General features: G+C 71.9%; 17 protein-coding genes, 2 tRNA genes and 1 pseudogene. 11 read left to right on the top strand and 9 right to left on the bottom strand.

Going from position 1 to position 19439, the window contains the following annotated elements:
* The first annotated feature begins 168 nt into the window (after positions 1-168).
* The 3 genes and pseudogenes from J2S44_RS38425 to J2S44_RS38435 all read left to right on the top strand — a co-directional run bounded on the left by J2S44_RS38425 (position 169) and on the right by J2S44_RS38435 (position 2920).
* Positions 169-1113 carry an NADP-dependent oxidoreductase gene (locus J2S44_RS38425; protein WP_310424775.1) on the top strand — a complete coding sequence of 315 codons (945 nt, stop codon included), beginning with the start codon at positions 169-171 and terminating at the stop codon, positions 1111-1113.
* A 252-nt stretch (positions 1114-1365) separates the two neighbouring features.
* Positions 1366-2079 (top strand): annotated as a pseudogene (locus J2S44_RS38430) (alpha/beta hydrolase); the annotation flags it as partial.
* Between the two features lie 199 nt (positions 2080-2278).
* Entirely contained in the window at positions 2279-2920 is a 642-nt protein-coding gene (locus J2S44_RS38435; protein WP_310424777.1) for a hypothetical protein, read from the top strand.
* Positions 2921-3039: 119 nt separating this feature from the next.
* Here J2S44_RS38435 and J2S44_RS38440 read toward each other — a convergent pair whose 3' ends face one another.
* Positions 3040-3573 (bottom strand): hypothetical protein, encoded by a 534-nt coding sequence (locus tag J2S44_RS38440; protein ID WP_310424779.1) that lies wholly within the window; start codon positions 3571-3573, stop codon positions 3040-3042.
* Positions 3574-3862: 289 nt separating this feature from the next.
* Here J2S44_RS38440 and J2S44_RS38445 point away from each other — a divergent pair.
* The 3 genes from J2S44_RS38445 (at position 3863) to J2S44_RS38455 (ending at position 7043) form a co-directional block, all read left to right on the top strand.
* Positions 3863-3991, top strand: a tRNA-OTHER gene (locus J2S44_RS38445).
* 43 nt (positions 3992-4034) lie between these two features.
* Positions 4035-6179 (top strand): hypothetical protein, encoded by a 2145-nt coding sequence (locus J2S44_RS38450; protein WP_310424781.1) that lies wholly within the window; start codon positions 4035-4037, stop codon positions 6177-6179.
* A gap of 192 nt (positions 6180-6371) precedes the next feature.
* On the top strand, positions 6372-7043 hold the full coding sequence (locus J2S44_RS38455) for an SDR family NAD(P)-dependent oxidoreductase (protein WP_310424783.1): 672 nt from the start codon (positions 6372-6374) through the stop codon (positions 7041-7043).
* A gap of 16 nt (positions 7044-7059) precedes the next feature.
* Here the strand turns inward: J2S44_RS38455 and J2S44_RS38460 are convergent, their stop codons facing one another.
* A complete protein-coding gene (locus J2S44_RS38460) occupies positions 7060-7947 on the bottom strand; it encodes a glycosyltransferase family protein (RefSeq protein WP_310424785.1) in 888 nt (295 codons plus the stop codon).
* 246 nt (positions 7948-8193) lie between these two features.
* On the opposite strand from J2S44_RS38460, the gene J2S44_RS38465 reads away from it, so the two are divergent.
* Both J2S44_RS38465 and J2S44_RS38470 read left to right on the top strand, forming a co-directional pair.
* Complete coding sequence (locus J2S44_RS38465) at positions 8194-8460, top strand: peptidoglycan-binding domain-containing protein (RefSeq protein ID WP_310424787.1); 267 nt, start codon at positions 8194-8196, stop codon at positions 8458-8460.
* Between the two features lie 225 nt (positions 8461-8685).
* Positions 8686-9810 (top strand): IS630 family transposase, encoded by a 1125-nt coding sequence (locus J2S44_RS38470; protein WP_310409359.1) that lies wholly within the window; start codon positions 8686-8688, stop codon positions 9808-9810.
* A 33-nt stretch (positions 9811-9843) separates the two neighbouring features.
* Here the strand turns inward: J2S44_RS38470 and J2S44_RS38475 are convergent, their stop codons facing one another.
* From J2S44_RS38475 to J2S44_RS38485, 3 genes are all read right to left on the bottom strand, one after another.
* The gene (locus tag J2S44_RS38475) at positions 9844-10338 is read right to left on the bottom strand and encodes a hypothetical protein (RefSeq protein ID WP_310424789.1); all 495 of its coding nucleotides are present in this window, start codon (positions 10336-10338) and stop codon (positions 9844-9846) included.
* Positions 10339-10450: 112 nt separating this feature from the next.
* A complete protein-coding gene (locus tag J2S44_RS38480) occupies positions 10451-10942 on the bottom strand; it encodes a hypothetical protein (RefSeq protein WP_310424791.1) in 492 nt (163 codons plus the stop codon).
* Between the two features lie 34 nt (positions 10943-10976).
* On the bottom strand, positions 10977-12422 hold the full coding sequence (locus J2S44_RS38485; protein ID WP_310424793.1) for an MFS transporter: 1446 nt from the start codon (positions 12420-12422) through the stop codon (positions 10977-10979).
* Between the two features lie 592 nt (positions 12423-13014).
* Between J2S44_RS38485 and J2S44_RS38490 the strand changes: the two genes are divergently transcribed.
* Positions 13015-13293 (top strand): GlsB/YeaQ/YmgE family stress response membrane protein, encoded by a 279-nt coding sequence (locus J2S44_RS38490; RefSeq protein WP_310424795.1) that lies wholly within the window; start codon positions 13015-13017, stop codon positions 13291-13293.
* A gap of 70 nt (positions 13294-13363) precedes the next feature.
* Here the strand turns inward: J2S44_RS38490 and J2S44_RS38495 are convergent, their stop codons facing one another.
* A complete protein-coding gene (locus J2S44_RS38495; protein WP_310430113.1) occupies positions 13364-14179 on the bottom strand; it encodes a poly(ethylene terephthalate) hydrolase family protein in 816 nt (271 codons plus the stop codon).
* A 234-nt stretch (positions 14180-14413) separates the two neighbouring features.
* On the opposite strand from J2S44_RS38495, the gene J2S44_RS38500 reads away from it, so the two are divergent.
* Positions 14414-14487 (top strand) — tRNA-Pro (locus J2S44_RS38500).
* On the opposite strand, the gene J2S44_RS38505 is transcribed toward J2S44_RS38500, so the two are convergent.
* From J2S44_RS38505 to J2S44_RS38515, 3 genes are all read right to left on the bottom strand, one after another.
* The gene (locus J2S44_RS38505) at positions 14469-15782 is read right to left on the bottom strand and encodes a site-specific integrase (RefSeq protein ID WP_310424797.1); all 1314 of its coding nucleotides are present in this window, start codon (positions 15780-15782) and stop codon (positions 14469-14471) included. The two genes, J2S44_RS38500 and J2S44_RS38505, sit on opposite strands and share 19 nt — an antisense overlap.
* Before the next feature lie 2 nt (positions 15783-15784).
* Complete coding sequence (locus J2S44_RS38510; protein ID WP_310424799.1) at positions 15785-16024, bottom strand: helix-turn-helix transcriptional regulator; 240 nt, start codon at positions 16022-16024, stop codon at positions 15785-15787.
* A gap of 334 nt (positions 16025-16358) precedes the next feature.
* Positions 16359-18038: a DUF3987 domain-containing protein gene (locus J2S44_RS38515; protein WP_310424801.1), complete on the bottom strand. Its 1680-nt coding sequence runs from the start codon at positions 18036-18038 to the stop codon at positions 16359-16361.
* Positions 18039-18265: 227 nt separating this feature from the next.
* On the opposite strand from J2S44_RS38515, the gene J2S44_RS38520 reads away from it, so the two are divergent.
* Positions 18266-19390, top strand: coding sequence for an IS630 family transposase (locus tag J2S44_RS38520; RefSeq protein WP_310424803.1), 1125 nt, complete (start codon positions 18266-18268; stop codon positions 19388-19390).
* Positions 19391-19439: the final 49 nt, after the last annotated feature.

Here is a 19439-nt window from a genome sequence, read left to right on the forward strand (position 1 = left end):
ATTGAGTGACGTCTCCAGCGACCGCGGATCCAGCGGCCGCCTCCGGGTGGCCCTGGTGACGCGGCGCGGGACGTTTCGCCACCCGAAGCGGTCGCGGGTCACTCCCGCCCCGCGGTCGCTTCGGGTGGCGAAGCCCACCGACGGCATTCACGAGAAGCAGGTCCAGCGATGAAGGCAGTGCGTTTCCACGAGTTCGGCGGGCCCGAGGCCCTGCGTTACGAGGACGTCGAGCAGCCCGTCCCCGGCGCCGGGGAGGTCCGCGTCCGAGTCGCCGCGACGTCGTTCAACGGCGTCGACGGCAACATCCGCGCCGGCTACATGCAGGGCCCGATCCCGGTCCGGCTGCCGCACACGCCCGGCATCGACGTGGCCGGCACGGTCGACGCGCTCGGCGAGGGCGTGACCGACCTGGCGGTCGGCGACCGGGTCATCGGCTTCCTGCCGATGACCGGGGCCGGGGCGGCCGCGGAGTACGTCATCGCGCCGGCCGAGATCCTGACCGGTGCGCCGCGCAACATCCCGCTGGCCGACTCGGCCGCGCTCCCGCTGGTCGGCCTGACCGCGTGGCAGGCGCTGTTCGACCACGGCAACCTGACCGCCGGCCAGCGGGTGCTGATCAACGGCGCCGGCGGAGCGGTCGGCGGGTACGCCGTACAGCTGGCCAAGGAGATCGGTGCCGAGGTGATCGCCACGGCGAGCCCGCGCAGCGCCCAGCGCGTCAAGTCCGACGGCGCCGACCGGGTGATCGACCACACCACCACCGACGTGGTCGCGGCGGTCACCGAGCCGGTCGACCTCGTGCTCAACCTCGCGCCGGTCACCCCGGAACAGCTGGCCGCGCTGGTGACGCTGGTCCGGGACGGCGGCGCCCTGGTCAACACGACCGTCTGGATGCCGGCCCCGTCCGACGAGGCGCGCGGCGTACGCGGCATCGACCTGTTCGTCCGCAGCGACGCCGACCAGCTCGCCGACCTGGCCGCCCGCGTCGGCACCGGCGAGTTGCGCGTCGACGTCGCCGAGCGGGTGGCGCTCGCCGACCTGCCCGCACTGCACACCCGAGCCGGCACGGGTGAACTGCCCGGCAAGACGATCATCCTCGCGCCCGCCGCCTGATACACGCTGAACAGGAGAAATACGTCATGGCTCTCTCCCTTGATCCCGAGATCGCCGCGGCGCTGGCCCCGATGGCCGGTGTCACACCCCCCGCAGTCGGTGACGTCGAGGGGCGTCGTGCCTTCTGGGAGCCGGTCATCGGCGCCGCGAGCGACGCCCAGCCGATGCCGGCCGACGTCACGATGACCGACCACACCGTGACCGCCGACGACGGCACCCGGATCACGGCCCGCTGGTACGCCAAGGACGGCGCGACGCCCGGCCCCGGCCGCGGTCTTCCTGCACGGCGGCGGTTACATCTTCGGCCACATCGACCTGTTCGACGGCCCGGTCGCCCGCTACGTGTCCGCCTCCGGTGTGCCGATGCTGTCGGTGGAGTACCGCCGCGCGCCCGAGTTCCCGTTCCCGACGCCGATCGAGGACGCCTACGCCGCGCTGCGCTGGCTGCACGACCACGCGCCGGAACTGGGCGTCGACCGCGACCGGATCGCGGTGATGGGCGACAGCGCCGGCGGCGGGATGGCCGCGGCACTGGCGATCCTGTCCAGCGACCGCGGCGGCCCGAAGATCGCCCACCAGTTGCTGATCATGCCGATGCTCGACGACCGGCTCGCCGCACCCGACCCCGACATCGAGCGGTACGCGGTGTGGTCCTACGACGACAGCCGGACCGCGTGGCCGGCGCTGCTCGGCGAGGCCGCCGGTGGCCCCGACGTGCCGCCGACCGCCGCCCCGGCCCGGCTCGACGACGCGACCGGGCTCCCGCCTGCCTATCTCGAGGTGGGGCAGATCGACGTCTTCCGCGACGAGAACCTCGCGTACGCGAGCACCCTCAGCCGCGCGGGCGTCCAGGTCGAGTTCCACATGCACCCCGGCGCCCCGCACGAGTTCGACTCGATCGCCTTCACGTCCGACGTCGCCCGGCGCGCGATCGCCGACCGCGTCCGCGTCCTCCGGTCGCTCTGAACCACACCCGCCCGTTCACCGCCCGGCGCGCGAGCCCGAGTCCCCCCTCCCGCTCGCCCGCCGGCGCGGGCCGCGCCCTGGACGGCATCGGCCTCCCGCACCCCGGCCGCTTCACCGACCGGATCGTGTTCCCCCGGGTGTCGACAACCGCTGTCATCATGGGCCGGCACGGTGGTGAGCATCCTTCATGGACGGTGTGATGACGAAGCGGGTCTGGATCGGGATTCTGGTGGCGCTCGGGATGGTCGCGCTCGTCACGCAGATGGCGTTGGCGTTCAAGCCGATCGGGGACCTGTACACGTCCGGCGTCCTGGACCCGAGGCGTCCGCCGTCGTCCGCCGGGCCGGCCGAGGCCGGCCCCGCCGTACCGAAGGGCAGCTGCTTCGTCGGCGGGGACGGTGAGGTGCGGCTGTCCACCGCCGGTGAGGGCACGTACTGGTGCGCGTACCCGCCCGAGCACGCCGGCGAGGGCCAGCACCTCTCCGCCGGACTGAGCCTGGTCACGGCCAGCACCTGCGGGATCCTCCAGTTCAGCCGAACCGGTGGCAGCGGCTACGCGGCGGTCGTCTGCCAGTCGAAGGTCACTCTCCTGGACCTGTCCCGGCAGAAGGCCGTCGACTTCCGGCCCGTCGACAGCCTCGAGGTCGGCAGCACACACCGGGTCGCGCTGGCGCAGACCGGCGGCCGGGTCACCGTCGAACTCGACGGCGAGCCCCTGCTGACCGGCGCGACCAGCGTGGCGTCCTCCGGCGACGGCGTGGTCGGGCTGGGTGTGACCCGCTCGGGCGCCGGCCCGGTCCACGCCGCTTTCACCGACGTGACGATCGACCCCTACGGCTGACCGGCGGCACCACGGTCACCCATCCGTTCGTGGCCGGCATCCGGTTTTGCCGCCGGCGGAGGGATTCGCAGGTGGCACCCGGCGCGGTCCGGGTGCCACCTGCGGATCACGCCGCCGGATCAGGCGGGGAGGACGTATGCCGCGATGCCCTCGTACTTGTATCCGAGGTTGTTGAACGCGTTCTGCGCCTCGGTCCAGCTGGTGGTGTAGAAGTGGTCGCTGGGGCCGGGGTGGTAGAGGCGGTGCAGCGCGACGAGGCCCCCGCCCTTGGTGGCCCGCACGTGCGCCGCGATGCCCTCGTACTTGTATCCGAGGTTGTTGAACGCGTTCTGCGCCTCGGTCCAGCTGGTGGTGTAGAAGTGGTCGCCGTTGCCCGGGTGGTACAGGCGGTGCAGCGCGACCCGGCCGCCGCCGCCCGTCGTCCAGACCCGCGCGGCCACGCCCTCGTACTTGTATCCGAGGTTGTTGAACGCGTTCTGCGTCTCGGACCAGCTGGTGGTGTAGAAGTGGTCGCCGGCGCTACCGCTGTAGAGCCGGTACAGGTTCGTGGTGGCGACCGCCGCTCGTGGTGCCGCACGCTCGACGGTCACCGAGGCCGCGGCGACCGTCGGCAACGCGACGACGACGATTGCGGTCAGCGTGGTGACAACCACCCTCGCCCATGATTTTCCGACCTTCATGCCTGTCCCCCTCTTGGTGAGCCCGCCCCCCGGCAGGCCGATAACACAAAGGACCATCAGTGTCCGTCGGCGACCGGCGCGGGGGAGCAGATATGGCCGCGATCGCATGTTTGACCGACGAATCAGTCAGTGCGGGCCGCGAAAGGGCATGAATCAACGGTACGGACGCGCGGCGGAGCGGCAGAGGTAAGGCGCGACCCGCTCACCGGGCCACCGGTAACTCGATTGCCCGGCCGTCCGCACGCGTGTGAGGATCGGTCCCGGGTCGCTAGCTCAGCGGTCAGAGCACCGGACTTGGTAGCGCGCTCGCTCTCCGTCCCGGACGGTCATGAGGGTACTTCCTTCTCCTTTCTGGATCCGGCGGTCCGAGGTTCGAATCCTCGGCGACCCACTTCCGGTAATGGCTGCACGCCGGTGACGGACGGAGGACGCGCGTGCTGGAGAAGCTGATCATTCAGAGGACGCTGCGCGTGCCGGCGAGCACCGGCGTGGCCGGTGACGGTGCGGCCGTGGCCCGGCAGCTGGACGCCGTGCTGCTCGACGCCGGGTTCACCGCGTCCCGGCAGCTGCTGGAGCACGTCGGCGGGCTGGCGCCCGGGCCGGCGACGGATCTCGCGGTCACGGTCGTCGGCGCGGTGCGCGAGCTGGTCGGCGACCACGTCCGGCACAACGCCTACTTCCTGCGCTTCCCGGACGGTGTGCCGGACACGACGGAGTTCTGGCTGGAGCGGCTGCGCGCGGCCGTGCTCGCCGGTGGCGGCGACCCGGCCGGCGCCGTGGTCCGGCCCGGGCTGAACCTGCTCGACCTGCCCGGCTACGGCACCTACCGGCACACGTACGCCGAGCTGCTGGCCGCGCACGACGACCTGATCGCGTCGGCCGGTGACCGGTTGACGCGGCTGCACCTGGGCGGCACCGCGCAGGCCGAGGCCGAGCGGCTCTACCTGTCGATGGCCGGCGCCAGCACGCCGCTCGGCGCCGCGGACCTGGCGGTCCTGAGTCAGCTCGCGGTCGCCTGCGCGGACGGTCCGCAGCCGGCCACGATCCCGGTCCGGGAGAACCGGGCCGTGCTCAACGGGGTCCGGCTGGTCCTCGGCCGCCCGCTGGTCGCGGTCGACACCACGACCGACGTGCTGCGGCTGGCCTGCCACGTCTCCGGCGGCGACGCCACGCTCGGCGCGCCGACCCGCTTCCGGGCGTTCCCGCGCCGGGAACGGCGGGTGCTGCTGGCCGCGCTGCACGACGTCGTCGGCGCGAGCCCGGCCAAGCTCGCCGACGTCGCCCGCCACGCGGAGCGGTGGAAGCGGCTCGGCGAGCGGCTGCACCCGCACGAGTACCCGCGGTGGCCGCACGCCGCGGACGTGTTCGCGGTCGCGCGCGGTGAGCGGCGGGTGCCGTCGCTGGCCGGCCGGGCGGAGGCGGCGATGCGCGCCGGCGACGTCGGCGCGGCCACGTCCGTGCTGTCCGCCGCGCCCGGCCTGCTGCTGCGTGCCGCGGACCGGCTGCTGCGGTCGGCGCCGGCGGACGCGCGCGCCACCGTCGTCGGCGCGGTCACCGGAGCGCTCGGGACGGCCTCCGGGCGGGTGCTGTGCTCGCTGCGGGAACACGTCGCGAACCGGCGCGCGCCCGCGTCCGCCCGCATGTTCGTGGGCCGGTCGCAGCGCGCGTGGGTCGGCCCGGACGCGCGTCCCCCGCTGCCCGGTGACCTGGTCGACGAGCTGTCGGCGCTGCTCGACGCGGAGATCGGCGCGCGGCTGCCGGTGTTCGACCGGCCGCTGCTGGTCGACCCGGCCGTGCTGGACGTGGCGCTGCCGCTGTCCGGCAAGGCCTCCGCCGGTGGTTTCGCGGTGCTGCCGCGCGGCTCGCGGGCCGTCGTCACCGGCGACCGGCTGCGCTTCTTCACGTACTGGCGGCAGAGCGCCCGGCGCACCGACTACGACCTGTCCGTGCAGCTGCTCGACCGGGACTTCCACACCGCCGGCCAGGTGTCCTGGACGAACTACCGCCACGGCGGCGTGGTGCACTCCGGCGACCTGACCGAGGCCGCCGACGGTGCGACCGAGTTCATCGACGTACCGCGCAACAAGGCCTGGGCGTACGTCGTGCCGCAGGTGAACGTCTACGCCGGCGAGCCGTTCGACGCGGTCGCCGAGTCGATGTTCGGCTACCAGACCCGCGGCCGGGGCCGGCGTGGCGCGCCGTTCGACGCGCGTACCGTGCGGGCCCGTTCGGAGCTGCGCGGCAACGGCCGGGTGGCGCTGCCGGTGGTGTTCGCCGCGGGCAGTCGCGGCTGGGAGGCGATCTGGCTGCACCTCTACCTGCCGGGTACGCCGTCGTTCAACCAGGTCGAGGACAACACGTTCACCGTCGCCGACCGGGTACGCGCGCTGGTCGAGCGCGACTACCTCACGGTCTCCTACCTCGTCGGCCTGTGGCGGCACCGCACCGACGTGCGCGTGTGGGACGGCCGGCCACCGGCCGAACCGGTCACGTTCGTGGGCCTCGAGGCCCCGGACGGCCTGCCGGACGGCTCCGACGTCTACCTGCTGGACCGGCTCGCCGAGCTGCTCCCCGAGTAGGATCGGCCACAGCCGAGGCCATGCGGGCGCTTCCTCCTACACCGTTCGATTCGGGACCTCCGCGCGAGCGGAGGACTGGCGCACAGCTCCCGCGCTCTCCTCGGCCCGTGCGGACCGGCGCCGGACCGGCGCCGGCCCGGCGTGCGCGCGGAACGCCTTCCGCTACCGGGCGACACGTGCTCTGCTCGGTGCATGACCACGATCGCCATCATCGGAGCCGGCCCCGGACTCGGTGCCGCCGTCGCCCGCCGGTTCGGCGCCGAAGGGTTCGCCGTCGCGCTGATCGCGCGCGACCAGGGACGGCTCGACGCGCTCACCGCGGAGCTCAACGGCCGGATCACCACCATCGGCGGGTACGCCGCGGACGTCCGCGACCCGGCGGCACTCACCGCCGCGCTCGGCCGGGCCGCCGGCGAGCTCGGGCCGGTCGAGGTGCTGCAGTACAGCCCGCTGCCGCACCACGACTTCCTGCGTCCGCTGCCGGAGACGACGACGGCCGACATCACCGCCGCGGTCGAGTTCTCCGTCCTCGGGCCGGTCACGGCCGTCCAGGCCGTGCTGCCCGGCATGCGGGCGCTCGGCCGCGGCACCGTCCTGTTCGTCAACGGCGGCAGCGCGACCAGGCCGAACCCGGCGGTCGCCGGCACGTCGATCGCGTTCGCGGCCGAGACCGCCTACGCCACCATGCTGCACGACACGCTCGCCCCGGACGGCATCCACGTCGCGCAGCTCATCGTCCCCGGCGCGATCACCGCGGACCACCCGGACAAGAACCCGGCCGCGCTCGCCGACCGCCTCTGGCGCATCCACACCACCCGCGCCGGATTCCGCACGTACGCCGAGCCGATGCCGGAACCCCGATAGCGGCCGCGGGCGGGCCTCAGGGCCGCCCGTAGAGGTAGGTGCGGACGAGCTCGCAGTCGATGTTGGGGGAGTCGTACGGCCGGCCCTGCAGGACGGACAGCAGCGGCCGGTCGCCCTGCAACTGGTCCTTCTCGTAGTGGCAGGTGAGGCGGTCGCGGACGGACGAGGACGGGAAGCGCATCAGGTAGCGGCTGTCGGCGTGCAGGACGGTGAGCCAGCCGGCCTCCTCGGCGATCGGGTAGCCGATGAACACCCGGTCGCTGAGCACGTCGAACTCGTTCTGGTCCCAGGTCATGTGCTGGGTGCGCACGACCGCGGCGGAGTCGACCCGGAACGCCTGCGCGGACACCCACGGCGCGTCCAGGCTGGCCAGGAACTGGTAGGCGAGCACGGCGGCGGCCAGGTAGACGAACATCATGCCGCGCAGGCCGTTCAGCGTGGGGGAGGTGCGGTGCCGGATGAGGCGCCAGAGCCCGAGTTCCAGCAGCGCGGCGACCGCGACCACGCCGAGCTCGACGAGCAGGTACTGGAACGGGGAGGCGAGCGTGGCCACGATCGCCACGATCACGATCACCGGCCAGACACCCCAGGCGATGTCGCGCCGGTAGCGCACGGCCAGCCAGCAGGTGCCGAGCGCCAGCGCGGGGAGCACGTGGTAGGCGTAGATCGTCACCGTGCCGAGCGCGACCTGCACCGGCGGGGCGGCGAGCAGGCCGGTCGTCGTGGTCAGCGAGAAGTGCGCCACGCCGTAGATCTTGATCAGGACCACCAGGATCAGCAGCGCGGACCCGGCGGCGGCCAGCTCCCGCGGCCCGAACGAGGCCCCGTCCCACTTCCTCCGCCGGCCACGGCCGCTCACCCGCTCGATCATCCGGTCGGCGCCGGGAACCTCGTCGTCGTCCACGCCGCCGACGGTAGCGGGCGCTGTCACATCGGACGGACGGTGACGGCGACCCGCGACGGCCGGTGCCGCGATCGACAGGACCCGATCCGGGGGTACGCCGAACGCGTACCCCCGAATGGTTCCTTACGGGTCCGGATCGGCCGAAAGTCGTACCGGATCCACAGCCGGTTCAGGTCCTTTGCCGGAGGTCGACCCAGGTCCGGGTCGGCATGCTGGAACAGAACCCCGGCTTCCAGGGAGGACCCGATGACGGTGACGACGACGATCAGCGCGCTGGCCAGGGCGCTGTCCGGGATTGTGGACGACACGGCCAACCCACCCGCCGACGACCGTACGGTCCGGCGGCTGCTCGAGGCACTGCGGGTCGGCACCGGCGACGGCTCACCGGACGCGACGTCCCGCGCGGTCCGCCGGTTCCAGGCCGCCATGGGCCTGCCGGCCGACGGCATCGCCGGCCCGCGCACGGTGCACATGATGGTCACCACGCTGCGTCAGGCCCGGCCCGCGGCCTGACACGTGCCGCCCGGCGCCGGCGCCCGCACATGGTGAAGCCACCCGGCTTCGCGGTGCCGGGTGGCTTCCGGAGGGTGGGCGACCCCCGCCCGAGGTGCGGGTGACTAGTGGGCTGTCCACGAACGTTCACCGGGTCTGAGACACGCCGGGCGGCTTGCGCCGCCCGGCGGTGGTTCGGGGGCAGTCTCGGCAGCGTTGTTCGCTGACGAGGGTGGGTGGTGTGGGGTGGCTGAGCCGGTACGGGCACGGCGGTTGACCCAGGACGAGGGCCGCAGGCTGCAACAACTCGTCCGGCGCGGGAAGCACGACTCGGTCCGGGTCCGCCGGGCGTTGATCATCATGGCGTCCGCGTCCGGGACCCCGGTCCCGGCGATCGCCCGGCTGGTCGCCGCGCATGAGGACACGGTCCGGGACGTGATCCACATGTTCAATCAGATGGGGCTGGCCTGCCTAAACCCTCAGTGGGCGGGCGGCCGTCCCCGCCGGATCAGTGAAGACGACGAAGCGTTCATCGTCACGACGGCCACGCAACACCCGCGCCGGCTCGGGCAGCCCTTCACCCGGTGGAGCCTGCGGAAACTCGCCGACTACCTCGCCGGCCGTGATGCCGCCCGGCGGGTGGTCGTCAGCCCGGAGCGGCTGCGGCAACTTTTGCATGACAACGACGTGTCCTGGCAGCGCACACGCACCTGGAAGGAATCGTCGGATCCGGACTTCGACGCGAAACTCGACCGGATAGAGCAGGTCACGAACGCGTTCCTGGACCGGTGTTTCGCCTTCGACCAGTTCGGGCCGCTATCGATCCGCCCGCACCACGGCAGCACGTGGGCACCGCGATCCGATCCGGGCCGGCTGCCCGCGACCTACACCCGCACGCACGGCATCCGCTACTTCCACGGCTGCTACAGCCTCGGCGACGACCAGCTCTGGGGAGTCGTCCGCCGCCGCAAAGGCGCAGATCACAGCCTCGCCGCGCTGCAATCGATCCGCGCGGCGCGGCCGGACGGGGCACCGATCTACGTCATCCTCGACAACCTGTCGGCGAACAAGACCGCGAAAATCCGCCGGTGGGCGGCCCTCAACAAGGTCGAGTTGTGCCTGACCCCGACCAGCGCGTCCTGGGCCAACCCGATCGAGGCCCAGTTCGGACCACTCCGCACGTTCGTCATGGCCGGCTCGGACCACCCGAACCACACCGTCCAGACCGGCGAGCTGCAGAAATACCTACGCTGGCGCAACGCCAACGCCCGCCACCCCGACGTCCTGGCCGCCCAACGACGCGAACGCGCCCGCATCCGCAGCGAACGCCAACACCGCTGGGGTCGACCACGCACCCAGACCGCCGCCTAACCCCGGACCCGGCAAACGTTCGTGGACAGCCCACTAGCCGATCGTCTCGACGCCGACGGCGCTGCAGGCGGCGTTGAAGTCGGAGTTGGCCTTGCCGAGCGCGGGCGACTCACCGGCGGCGGTGGTGTCCGCGGCAGCGGCGGCCGTGTTCAGCTCCTTGACGTAGGCCTGGGCGGCCTTCGCCACGTCGCTGTCGCCGCCCTCGGCGACCGCCAGCACGCCGGCCAGGTCGGACCAACCGGCCTTGACGTCCGCGTCGCCGATCGTCTTGCCCGCCGCCAGCGAGTCGGTCATCTTCTTCTGGAAGGCCTTCGTGTTCGCCACGGCCGCCTCGCAGATCTCCTTGTCGGACGCGCCCGCGGCGGCCGGCGCCTCGGACGCGGCCGGCGCGCCGGTGGTGGCGACCGCGGACGGGGCGGCGGCAGCGGTGTCGTCGGTGGAGGTGGTGGAGTCGTCGCCACCGCACGCGGTCAGCGCCAGCACGGAGACACAGAAAACGGTGGACGCCATCAGGCGGATGTTCTTCACGGCGCGGGATCGTATGCGACGACCGCTTCCATGATCAAATTCGTTTCCCGCGGGCGCCGGGCCTGCTACCGGCGGCCGTCAGCGGCGCGCGCCGGTAGCGGGCCCGTGCGGGTCAGGAGGCGTTGAGGTCGACGCCCTGCGCCTTGCAGGCGGTCTCGAGGTCGGTGACCGCCTTCTGGTACGAGGGCGACTCCTCGGCCGCGGCCACATCGGTGGCGGAGGCGGCCTTCGAGAGCTCGGCGCCGAGGCTCTGCGCGGCCTTCGCCACGTCGCTGTCGCCGCCCTGGGCGACCGCAAGCTCGGTGGCCATCGCGGCCCAGGCGGCCTTGATCTCGGCGTCGCCGAACTGCTTGCCGGCCTTCAGCGACTCGGCGAGCTGCTGGCCGAACGCGGTGGTGGCCTGCACGGCCGCGTCGCAGATCTGCTTGTCGGACACGGCCGCGCCGGCCGGTGCCGAGGACGCCGCGGGGGCGCCGGTGGTGGCGGCCGCCGAGGACGCCGGGGCGGCGGTGTCGGTGGTGCCGGAGTCGCTGCCGCCACAGGCGGACAGGGCCAGGACGGAGACGCAGAAAACGGTGGACGCCAACAGGCGGGTGTTCTTCACGGGCGCGGAGTGTATTTGATCCACTACGAGTGGATCAAATGTGGTGGTCGGCCGGACCGGCGGGCCGGGTGACGGCCGGGGTCCGCGGCATCGCGAGGACCGCGGCCACGGTCAGCGCCGCCGCGACCGCGACGGAGGCGAAGACCCAGGTGGAGGCGGAGACGATCGTGTCGAAGTCGTGCTCGCCCGCGCCCGCGGCGATGATGCTGGTCGCGATCGCGCCGAAGACGGCGACGCCGATCGCGCTGCCGGCCGTGCGCGCGAAGATGGAGACGCCGGTGACCACGCCCCGCTGCTCCCAGTCGACGGAGGATTGGGCGGCGATGAGCGTGGGGACCGCGGTCCAGCCGAGCCCGAACCCGATGACGAACGTGACGGCCGCGACCGTGTACGGGCTCGGCCACGCCGCGGTGCCGGCCAGCGCGACCGCGCCGGCCGTGGCGATGGCGCTGCCGACGACGGCCGTGGACCGGAACCCGTACCTGAGGTAGAGCCGGCCGGCGTTCGTGGCGGCCAGCGGCCAGCCGAGCGTGAACGCGGCCACCGCGAGCCCGGAGACCAGCGGTACGGTGCCGATCGAGTTCTCCAGGTAGGTGGGGGCGAAGCTGGTGATGCCGGTCAGCATCGCCCCGACGCCGAGCCCGGCGCAGGTGGTGCTGAGGATGATCGGCCGGCGCAGCAGACTCAGGTCGATGATCGGTTCCGCGGCCCGCCGCTCGATGAGCACGAACCCGGCCAGCGCGACCGCGCCGACCGTGAACGTGGCGACGCTCGGCACGGACCGCCACGCCCAGGCGTTGCCGCCCTCGAGTACCGCCAGGATCAGCGCGGTGAGCGCGACCGTCAGTGTCGCCGCGCCGGCGTAGTCGATGTGGTGCCGGCGCTTCGCCACGGTCTCGCGGTGCGCGCGCAGCAGCATCCACCCGGCCGCCAGGCAGAGCGGCACGTTCACCACGAAGATCCAGCGCCAGGACGCGAACTGCGCGAACAGGCCGCCCATCGTGGGCCCGAGCACGGACGCCGCGGCCCAGACGCCGGCGATGTAACCCTGGACCCTCGCCCGCTCCTCGACCGAGTAGATGTCACCGATGATCGTCACGGAGACCGGTGCGACCGCGCCCGCGCCCAGCCCCTGCAACGCCCGGAAGGCGATCAGTGCGGTCATGTTCCAGGCCACCGCGCACAGCACCGAGGAGACGAGGAAGACCGCGATGCCGACCAGGATGATCGGCTTGCGGCCCACGGTGTCGGCGAGCTTCGAATAGATCGGTACGGACACCGCCTGCGCGAGCAGGTAGACGGAGAACAGCCACGGGAACTGATCGAAGCTGCCCAGCTCGCCGACGATGCTGGGCACCGCGGTGGCCAGGATGGTGGCGTCGATCGCGATCAGCCCGGTGGACAGCATGAGAGCCAGCAGGATCGGCCCGCGCGGCGAACGCAGGCCGACGGTCACGCCGCGGCTGTGGTCACTGGTCATAGGTGATGATCAGCCTAGCCGCTCCCGGGCCGGGCGCCACCGGACGGCAGACGCCCGGCCCAGGCCCCGCGTCTGCCGTCCGCCGCCCGGGGTCGCGCCGCCGTCGTGATCGCGAACCGGAACGGCGATGTTCCGGTTCGAGCCGGCGTGGCCGGGTCACCTGCGCGGTCGGGTGGCCGGGTCACTGCGCGGTCGGGTGGTGGTTGCCGGCTGGTCGCCCCGGGGGTGGTGGTCGCGGCCGCCGCGGCCGGAAGCCGGGCCCCGGTCGGCCGGCGGCTCGCGGTGACCGGCGTCGGCACCGGCTCCGACGCGGCGGCCGGAGCGGAGCGCCAGCGGAGCCGGAGGCCACCGCGGGTTTGCCCGCGGGAGCATGCGGGCGGCGCCACGCCGGAAGCGGGAAAGCGAATTGTGGCTTTTGGCCGATGTGGTGGCGATCACCTGAACGATGTACGGAGTTCTTCGAGATCGTGGATTGAAAATCGGCGGAGCCGGGAATCCATCTGTCGACCGGCTGGGGCCGGTCACCGGCAGGAGAGAGCGACTCGACCCCCCGAGTCGCCCCGGGACCACTGGATGGTCAAAGGAGAGCAACGTGACCGTCACCGGCATCATCACCGCGCTGATCGTGGGTCTCATCATCGGTGCGCTGGGGCGCCTCGTCGTCCCCGGCAAGCAGAACATCCCGCTGTGGCTGACGCTCGTCATCGGCGTCGTCGCGGCCCTGCTCGGCACGGCCCTGGCCCGCTTCAGCGGCCTGGCCGACACCCGCGGCATCGACTGGTGGGAGATCATCTTCCAGGTCGCGTTCGCCGCGATCGGTGTCGCGCTCGTCGCCGGTGTCGGCGGCCGTCGCGGCCGGCGGGCGCTCTGACCGCGTTCGCCTGACTGACCTAGCGGCGCCTCCCACGACGACGTGGGAGGCGCCGCTGTGTTCCGGGACGTTACGAGTGCGGGCAGGTGTTGCGGTACTCCTGGATGGCCGCGCCGGACGGGGCCGGGCACAGGAACTGCTCATAACGGGTGTCGTTGTCGATGAACCGCTTGAGCCACGAGACGCTGTACTTCGCCACCGTCACGTTCGTCGACGTCGGCGCCGAGTGCGAGGCGTTGTTGAGCTCCAGGTACGCCTTGTCCAGAGTCGACGGCAGGCTCGTGTAGAACGGCTCGGAATGCGAGGCCACCGGCGCGACCGTGTCGTTCTCCGCACCGATGATCAGCGTGGGCACCCGGTCCGACGACCACGACTTGGTGCCGTGCCACGGCGTCAGCGGGATCGCCGCCTGCAGCGCCGGCCGGGTCACCGACGCCGACAGGCTGCCACCACCACCCATCGAATGCCCCATCACGCCGAGCCGCGTCGCGTCGATCCGGGTACGGACCGTGCTGGTGCGGGTCAGGTAGTCCAGCGCGGCCAGCAGCTGCGCCCCGCGGGCGGCCGGCTGGTCGAGCGTCGACAGCGTGTCGATCGTGATCACCACGAACCCCTGCGACGCCAGCCGCGGCCCCAGCCAGGCCACCGCCGACTGGCTGGCCGTGAAGCCGGGCGAGATGGCGACCGCACCGAACGTCCCCTCCGCGGTGCTGGTCGGGTAGTAGATCGTCCCACCCCCGAACCCGGAAACGCTCGACCGGGCCACCGTCAGCCGCGCCGTCGCGAACGGCCCCGCCGCCGCCTCGATGCTCGCATTGGTCGGTGCCGGGCCTCGCTCGTACGGATTGGCGGCCTGCGCCGGTGAGGCAACGGTCTGGCCGGTCATGGTGAGGGCGGACGCCAGGACGGCGGCGGCCACCAGGCGCCGGTGCTTGTAGGCCACGGCGGACTCCTTACATCGAAGGACGACGTTGGATCGGGCGTCGCCATCGTGTCCCGCGCAGGCTACCCGTGGGTAATCCCCTTGGGGTCATAGCTGGGGTGGAGGGGGTGCGTGTGAGGTGGGAGGGGGCTGCGCTAGGCTATGTGCACTGCCGCAGGGAGCGATCCCCACGGCGGGCGGGACGTGGCGCAGTTTGGTAGCGCACCTGACTGGGGGTCAGGGGGTCGTCGGTTCAAATCCGGCCGTCCCGACAAACGAAGAAAGGCCGCTGGATCCGGGAAAAACCCAGATCAGCGGCCCTTTTGATTCCTCGGGATTTATGAAATGTTGATCTAGACCGCCCGCCGGTCCCCAGGTGGGGACCACCTGGGGACCGGCGGGCGGTCAGGTGCGCGCTCAGCGCCGTTCCCGCCTCATCGATCGCGCGGCGGTCCGGGTGGAGGTACCGCTGCGTCGTGGTGATCGAGCCGTGCCCGGCGATCTTCTGCAAGGTGTGGGTCAGCACGCCGGCGTCGGCGAGCCACGTGAGCCCGGTGTGTCGCAGGTCGTGTCGGCGTAGGTGCTCGAAGCCCATTCGGGTCACCACCTCATCCCAGTGCGTGGCGTCCCGGAGGACCGCGGTGCTGATCCGGCCGCCCCGCGGGCCGCGGAACAGGCGCGAGTCCGGCCCTTTCGCGGAGTCGAGCCGGTGCGCGACCAGATCGCGGATCTCGACGATCACGGGCACGTGGCGAGCGCGCTTGCCCTTCGTCCCCTTGTCGATGAGCCCGCCCGGCGCCGTCGTGGTCTGCCGGCGAACCGTCCAGGTCCACGTCTTGCGGTCGATGTCACCGGCCCGCACGCCGGACACCTCACCGATCCGGGCCGCGGTGCAGGCGGCGAACAGCACCACGTCACCCCACCCGCGGTACCCGTCATGCGATGCCGCCACCAGGGCATCGGCGAGCCGGACCAGCGTCTCCCAGTCCGGCAGCGCCAGCGAGCGCGGGTCGTCGAGTTCGTCCTCGGCCCGCTTGTACTCGCGCTGCCAGCCGGTGACCCGCGCCGGGTTGCGGTCGATGATCCCGTCGCGCACCGCCTGTTCCATGACCCGGACCAGGATGGCGAGCGCGTTCTTGACGATCGACACGCTGCATCCGTCCGCAATCCAGCCGTGGACTGCCCGGTCGACCGCGCCGTATGTGATCATCCGGACTGGGATATGCCCCAGCGCCGGCACCACACGGAGCCGCCATCCCCCGAGGTACGGATCGAGGGTCTTCGCCTCAAGCCCGCGGGTCGCCAGCGTCATCACGTCGTCGCCATACTCAGCGAGCCGGCGGTTGGCCGCGGTCGGGTCGATGCCGCCGCGGGCGGCTCGGGTGAGGCCGGCGAACCACGGCTGTGCCTCTTCCACGGTCTCGAACGACTTGGAGGTCGACCGGCGGTCGCCGGTGGTGGGGTCGGTCCAGCGCGCCCGCGCCTTGTACGGCTTGGGACGCCCGGGTCGGTGCTCCATATCGAACGACAGTTCGACGCCGGTCGGTGGTTGCTGTGCTGCGCCCATGATCAGGCTGCCTCCGGTACGACTCGCTTGCTGGCGAGCCACTGTCGAACGTCCGCGACCTGGTACATGATGACCCGGTCGGACATCGGGATGAACGGTGGTCCTTGCTGCGGGCGCCCGGTCCGCCAACGGCGGACGCTCGATGGGTCGATGCGCAGGAACCGCGCAAGTTCCTCCGTGGTGATCAGCGTATGGTCTTCCAACTGGGTGAAGTCGAGGCTTTCTACTGCCCTGAGCCGCATGGAGAGCGCCCTTCCGGTCGCGGACGGGATCGGTCGTGAGTGCGCAATCGCGCGTGGTGGCGGCCGTTTGAGCGGCCCACTGAGAGCGCCGTAGAGCCATGATCCGGGGGTGGCCGGTATGGCGGCATGCACCAAACCCTCTCCGTGGCGCTGAGCGGACCGCGTCCGATGCCGATCCGGTGACGCAGGTTGGAAAGGGTGGTGACAGCGGTGACACGGTGACAATCGGCCGCAGCGCCGCCGTTGTCGCAGGTCAGGACCGTTTTCCGTCTGTCACCGGGGGCGGTGACAAGTGGTGACAGCGGCGTGGGGCGTCACCGCTGTCACCGGGGTGTCACCGGGCACCGGTGACACCTGCATCCATGCTCTGACCTGCGGTGAAGGCGGTTTCGAGGTCGTCTGTCACCGTGTCACCGGCTTCAAGCAGGTCCGCGGCGCGAGGGTGCAGTTCCCACCGGCCGTCGCGCTGCCGAACCCACCCGAGCTGCGCGAGGGTGTCGAGCGTGGCGGCCACCTCGGCCGCACTGCGGATCTGCCGACGGACGCTACGGTGCAGCTCCCGGACGGTGAAGCTGGTAAGACCCTTCTCGATCAGGCGGGTGAGGACGTGGCGGGCGGGGCCGGTGGCCTTGTCGGCGGTGATCATGTCGCGGGCGGTCTGGTAGTGGGCGACGAAGAACTCGGCCAGTCGCACGGCGTCGGCCATGGTGCCGGCGTCGATCGGGTGCCGCCACGCGTCGTCCGGGCGATGGGCGACGTGCAGCAGCCCGGCGAGCCGGATCGTGGTGCCGGCGAGCTTGTTCGCCCACTCCCGCACGTCGCGCAGCGCGCCACCGGGCCGAAGCTGCCGCTCGATGTCGGCCGCGGCGGTCGCGCGGATGCGTGCCGCGTCGTCGGTGAGCGCGACCACGGCCGGGTCGGTCCATTCCGCCAGCGTCGCGGCGAGGCTGTGGATCTTCTCGGCGTAGAGGTCGCGGACCGGTGTGGGGATGGGGTCGGGGTCGATCTCGCGGTATCCGGCCAGCGATGCGGGGAGCACGAACAGGAACCGGGCGACCAGGCCGCGGCCGGCGAGGTCGTCGTTGCCGCCGAACTTGCGCAGCACGGACGGTTGGATCATGACGCCGACGGTCAGCGCGGGCCGGGGGATGAACTCGCCCTCGCGGTTGTGCCGGTCGACGCGGATCGGCCGGCCGACGTGCCCCTTCAGGTACGGGTCGAGGTTCGGGGCGGAGCTGTAGCGTCCGGCGAGCATGTCGAAGACCCCGCCCTCATCGGAGATCACCGCCATCCGGCCGCCGTTGTCGGCCATGAGGGAAATCAGCTTCTCCGGGGTGGCGTCGTCGGCGAACAACCTGGGCAGGGCCGGGACGGTGATCGCTTCGGCCGCAAGGGCCGCGGCGACCGCCTCGGCGGTGGCGCCGTCGCGCTTATCCGAGGTCGCTTTCGCCGCAACGGTTTTGGCGTGCTCGGCCTGCCGGGAGGCGATGTCTTTCAGGGCCGCGGCTTCTGCGACCGCGGCGCGGCTTCGGTCGGCGAGGGTCGCCTCGGCTGCTTCGAGCGGGTCGGTGAGCGCGCCGTGCACCGGGCTCTTGCGCTCGCCGGGCTCGGCGACGACGGACAGGAACAGGTTCACCGGTTCCCGCCAGCCAGGCCGGGCCTCCACGTCGAGCAGGCCGCCGGCGCATGCCGACAGCACCGCGAGCGCGACTCCGCCCGCCATCGCGGGATCGGTCTGGGTGAAGCGGGCGGTTGCGGTCACCATGTCGCCGAGCCAGGGCGGGAGCACGTCGACCGGGAACGGCGGTGGCGCGGTACTGCTGGTCAGCGGGACGGGCGGGTCCCATCCGCCGGTGAGCGGCGCGGGCTGGTCGGCGGGTGCCGGGACGATCTGGAGGCGTGCGGGTGGGGTCATCGGGTCACCGGCCTGGTCAGGAACAGAAAGCAACGGCTCCAGACGCGTCCACTGCACGTCGGTCAGGTCATGCCGCCGCAACACCGCTAAGGTGTCCACGAGGTCTCCGGTATTCAGGTGTTTCTTGGTCGAAAAACCTTCTACCGGAGACCTCGCCTATTTTCAGCCACGACGCGCCGCCACCTCGTGGACTTCGATACACGCTCTAGTGGGCTGTCCACGAACGTTCACCGGGTCTGAGACACGCCGGGCGGCTTGCGCCGCCCGGCGGTGGTTCGGGGGCAGTCTCGGCAGCGTTGTTCGCTGACGAGGGTGGGTGGTGTGGGGTGGCTGAGCCGGTACGGGCACGGCGGTTGACCCAGGACGAGGGCCGCAGGCTGCAACAACTCGTCCGGCGCGGGAAGCACGACTCGGTCCGGGTCCGCCGGGCGTTGATCATCATGGCGTCCGCGTCCGGGACCCCGGTCCCGGCGATCGCCCGGCTGGTCGCCGCGCATGAGGACACGGTCCGGGACGTGATCCACATGTTCAATCAGATGGGGCTGGCCTGCCTAAACCCTCAGTGGGCGGGCGGCCGTCCCCGCCGGATCAGTGAAGACGACGAAGCGTTCATCGTCACGACGGCCACGCAACACCCGCGCCGGCTCGGGCAGCCCTTCACCCGGTGGAGCCTGCGGAAACTCGCCGACTACCTCGCCGGCCGTGATGCCGCCCGGCGGGTGGTCGTCAGCCCGGAGCGGCTGCGGCAACTTTTGCATGACAACGACGTGTCCTGGCAGCGCACACGCACCTGGAAGGAATCGTCGGATCCGGACTTCGACGCGAAACTCGACCGGATAGAGCAGGTCACGAACGCGTTCCCGGACCGGTGTTTCGCCTTCGACCAGTTCGGGCCGCTATCGATCCGCCCGCACCACGGCAGCACGTGGGCACCGCGATCCGATCCGGGCCGGCTGCCCGCGACCTACACCCGCACGCACGGCATCCGCTACTTCCACGGCTGCTACAGCCTCGGCGACGACCAGCTCTGGGGAGTCGTCCGCCGCCGCAAAGGCGCAGATCACAGCCTCGCCGCGCTGCAATCGATCCGCGCGGCGCGGCCGGACGGGGCACCGATCTACGTCATCCTCGACAACCTGTCGGCGAACAAGACCGCGAAAATCCGCCGGTGGGCGGCCCTCAACAAGGTCGAGTTGTGCCTGACCCCGACCAGCGCGTCCTGGGCCAACCCGATCGAGGCCCAGTTCGGACCACTCCGCACGTTCGTCATGGCCGGCTCGGACCACCCGAACCACACCGTCCAGACCGGCGAGCTGCAGAAATACCTACGCTGGCGCAACGCCAACGCCCGCCACCCCGACGTCCTGGCCGCCCAACGACGCGAACGCGCCCGCATCCGCAGCGAACGCCAACACCGCTGGGGTCGACCACGCACCCAGACCGCCGCCTAACCCCGGACCCGGCAAACGTTGGGACTGTGCCACGAGGGGTGTTTCCGGC

It is taken from the genome of Catenuloplanes niger (genome assembly GCF_031458255.1).
Taxonomy (GTDB): Bacteria; Actinomycetota; Actinomycetes; order Mycobacteriales; family Micromonosporaceae; genus Catenuloplanes; species Catenuloplanes niger.